At 62.4% G+C, this 2894-nt stretch carries 4 protein-coding genes; all 4 read right to left on the bottom strand.

The features are described 5' to 3' along the window. Positions 1–100 precede the first annotated feature (100 nt). On the bottom strand, positions 101–793 hold the full coding sequence (gene tsaA, locus N5D53_RS27445) for a tRNA (N6-threonylcarbamoyladenosine(37)-N6)-methyltransferase TrmO (RefSeq protein WP_129933766.1): 693 nt from the start codon (positions 791–793) through the stop codon (positions 101–103). Between the two features lie 6 nt (positions 794–799). Then, positions 800–1261 carry a DUF1456 family protein gene (locus N5D53_RS27440; RefSeq protein ID WP_010952343.1) on the bottom strand — a complete coding sequence of 154 codons (462 nt, stop codon included), beginning with the start codon at positions 1259–1261 and terminating at the stop codon, positions 800–802. A 49-nt stretch (positions 1262–1310) separates the two neighbouring features. After that, complete coding sequence (locus N5D53_RS27435) at positions 1311–2021, bottom strand: rRNA pseudouridine synthase (RefSeq protein WP_010952344.1); 711 nt, start codon at positions 2019–2021, stop codon at positions 1311–1313. A gap of 119 nt (positions 2022–2140) precedes the next feature. Beyond that, a complete protein-coding gene (locus tag N5D53_RS27430) occupies positions 2141–2596 on the bottom strand; it encodes a GNAT family N-acetyltransferase (RefSeq protein WP_190869636.1) in 456 nt (151 codons plus the stop codon). Between the last annotated feature and the right edge of the window lie 298 nt (positions 2597–2894).

Raw genomic sequence — 2894 nt, 5'->3', positions numbered from 1 at the left:
TCTGCGCGGTCCCTTGTGTGGGCCTTGCTCAATTTCTAAAAGCTGGCGCGATCCCTGTGGGAGCGGGCTTGCCCGCGAACACGGGCGAAGCCCGTGGCCCTCAGCCCAGTACCACTTCCAACACCCGGATAACGTCCGGCTGCGGGTAATGCCACCTTACTTGCACATCCCAGAACTTCACCCCGTACACCCGCTCGGCCGGTGGTATCTGGTAGGCCGGCCGTGGGTCCTGCGCCAGGCATTGCTCGATCAGCTCCACCAGCGGCTCGCTCAGACGCTGCGCATGCTCGCGGGCCTGGAGCAAGGCGTTGTCGGCCCACTGCACGGCAATTGCCACCGGCGCTGCGTTGGCCATCTGGTTGCTGGCGCCAGCGATGCTGTCGGCATAGGGCACATACGGCTTGATGTCCAGCACCGGCGTGCCGTCGAGCAGGTCGATCCCGGACAGCAGCAGGCGCCCGGGCTCCACGCCCTCCAGGCGTACCACCGACTGGCCGATGCCGTTGGGCCGGTGGGTGGCGCGGGTGGCGAACACCCCCATGCTCTTGTTGCCGCCCAGACGCGGAGGCCGCACTTTCAGACGCGGCTTTTCTTCCAGGGCCTGGTGGAACAGGAACAGCAGCCAGACATGGCTGACCTGCTCCAGGCCTTCGACCGCGTCACCTTGATCGAACGGCGGCAACAGTTCGAGTACGCCACGGGCGGCAGGCGCCAGCTGCGGCTGGCGCGGAATGGCGAACTTTTCCTTGAAACAGGAGTGGACGATGCCGACCGGGACAACCGTATGCTGCATGGCCACTCAGCCGCGCACGCGCAGGGTCAGGCCCTTGAGGAAGTTGCGCATCAACTGGTCGCCACACGGGCGGTAGTTGTCGTGGCCAGCCTTGCGGAACAGCGCGCTGAGCTCCGGTTTGCTGACCGGGAAGTTGACCGACTTGAGAATCGCGTGCAGGTCGTCTTCCTTGAGCTCAAAGGCCACACGCAGCTTCTTGAGGATCAGGTTGTTGGTTACCGGCAGCTCGATCGGCTGCTGCGGGCGGCTCTCGTCTTTGCCTCGGCGGTAGATCACCAGGCCGTCAAGGAAGTGCGCCATCACCCGTTCCGGGCAGCGCACGAAGCCTTCCTCTTCTTCTTTTTTCAGGTAGGTGGCCAGCACCAGAGGATGCACTTCGAGGCCAGAGAGCCCGATGATTTCGGCCATCTTGGCGTCGTTCACCTTGAGCATGTAGCGCAGGCTGCGCAGGACGTCGTTGTGGTTCATTGCAGCAGAATCCTGTTCAGGTGCCGCGCGTTCCAGCGCGGCGTATTGCTTAGAAACGTTCGGAGGTAGCCAGGTAACGCCATTGGCCCAAGGGCAGCTTGCCCATCGACACACCGCCCAGGCGAATGCGTCGCATGCCTAAAAGCTCCAGGCGCAGGTAGGCGCATAGCTCGGAAATCTGCCCTGGTTGTGGGTTCTTCAACACCATGCGCAGGTGTGTCTCGTTCTGCCAGCTGGCCTTGGCCTTGGGCAACTCGCGGTCATTGCGCATGGCCCCACGCGCCAGGCGTTCCAGCGCCTGGGGGGTGGTTTCGCCGCGCACTTCAATGATGAACTCCTGCTCCAGGCGACGCAGGTCGGCCTCGATCTTGCGGGATACCCGCCAGTCCTGGGTAAACACCTGCAGGCCGCTGGCGCCACGCTCCAGCGGTGCCACGCAGGCCTGCCGGGCAAAATGCCCGTGCAGGGCGCGCACGCCTTCGCGGTGGGCCTCGCTAAGGCTGCCCATGTTCATGCTGGCGCGGGCGTCTTCACTGTCCATGCCGGCTGGCTGGTTCAGCAGCAGGGTCACTGGCTCCAGGGTTTCGGCACGGGCACCTGGCAGCAGCTCGACGCGCTGCTGCTCGACCTTGAACTGCGGCTGCTCGACCACCACGCCATCGACCGTTACCCAGCCTCCTTCAATGTACTGCTCGGCCTCGCGGCGGGAGCAGCCGAGCTGCTCGATGAGGCGTTTGGACAGGCGGACGGGTTCGGACATGGGGCAATTCGCAAGGCAGGGAAAGGCCTCCATTGTACCTGCCTGCAAGCGGTAGATGATGGGAATCTGTGTCAGATGCGCCATTTTGGACACATAGCGCGGCACATTCAGGCGCCGCCTCAAGGCACTGTGCGCATCAGCCTCATGTGCAGCAGAGGATAGGGCTGGCCCAGGCCGTCGGTTTCCGAACGGCCGATGACCTCGAAACCTTCATGCAGGTAGAAGCCCAGCGCTTTCGGGTTCTGCTCGTTGACGTCAAGGTACTCGGCATTCAGCTCACTGATGGCATAGCGCAGCAGGCGCTTGCCTACCCCTTGGCCGCGGTAGCCAGGTGAGACGAACAGCATGTCCACCCGCCCGTTGGCGACACCGGCGAAGCCACAGATGCGCTGGCGGTCCTTGCAGCAGATCAGCATCACTGCGTCGAGGTAGCGGCGCAGCACATGTTCGCGCAGTAGCAGGATATAGCCCTCTGGCAGAAAGTCGTGGGTGGCGCGTACTGAATCCTCCCACACCTGTACCAGCTCGCTGTAGTCGCACAAGCGCGGGGTTTGCAGCGTCAGTAGCGCAGCCATGCCGGTGTTCCTCTGGGGCGATAGGGAAAACATAGCAGGCCAACCACCGGTCGGCTGGTTCGCTTGGCGCTTGAGACTTGGGGAGTGACGGTCTATTAATTAAGCGTGGGAAAAAATCCCACGTAAGTATAAGTTCAATCTGAAGCAAGATTACTGACTGATTTGGCGTTCTCGTGGCGAAGACCTGGAGACGGACTATGCAAATCCACCTGCTTTTCAAGAAGGCTTTACTCGCGGCTGCTGTAGCTGGCGTGTTGTCGATGTCCATTGCCTTGATCCCTGACTCGATTTCTCATGG

Origin of the sequence: Pseudomonas sp. GD03862 (assembly GCF_029840855.1) — a bacterium.
Classification (GTDB): domain Bacteria; phylum Pseudomonadota; class Gammaproteobacteria; order Pseudomonadales; family Pseudomonadaceae; genus Aquipseudomonas; species Aquipseudomonas alloputida.
Note: the sequence above shows the minus strand (reverse complement) of the source record. Positions and strands in the feature narration are given on the sequence as shown.

What these genes read in the sequence shown, in the direction of transcription:
- tsaA (WP_129933766.1), bottom strand. Translation starts at nt 793, where the DNA reads ATGCAGCATACGGTTGTCCCGGTCGGCATCGTCCACTCCTGTTTCAAG.
- N5D53_RS27440 (WP_010952343.1), bottom strand. Translation starts at nt 1,261, where the DNA reads ATGAACCACAACGACGTCCTGCGCAGCCTGCGCTACATGCTCAAGGTG.
- N5D53_RS27435 (WP_010952344.1), bottom strand. Translation starts at nt 2,021, where the DNA reads ATGTCCGAACCCGTCCGCCTGTCCAAACGCCTCATCGAGCAGCTCGGC.
- N5D53_RS27430 (WP_190869636.1), bottom strand. Translation starts at nt 2,596, where the DNA reads ATGGCTGCGCTACTGACGCTGCAAACCCCGCGCTTGTGCGACTACAGC.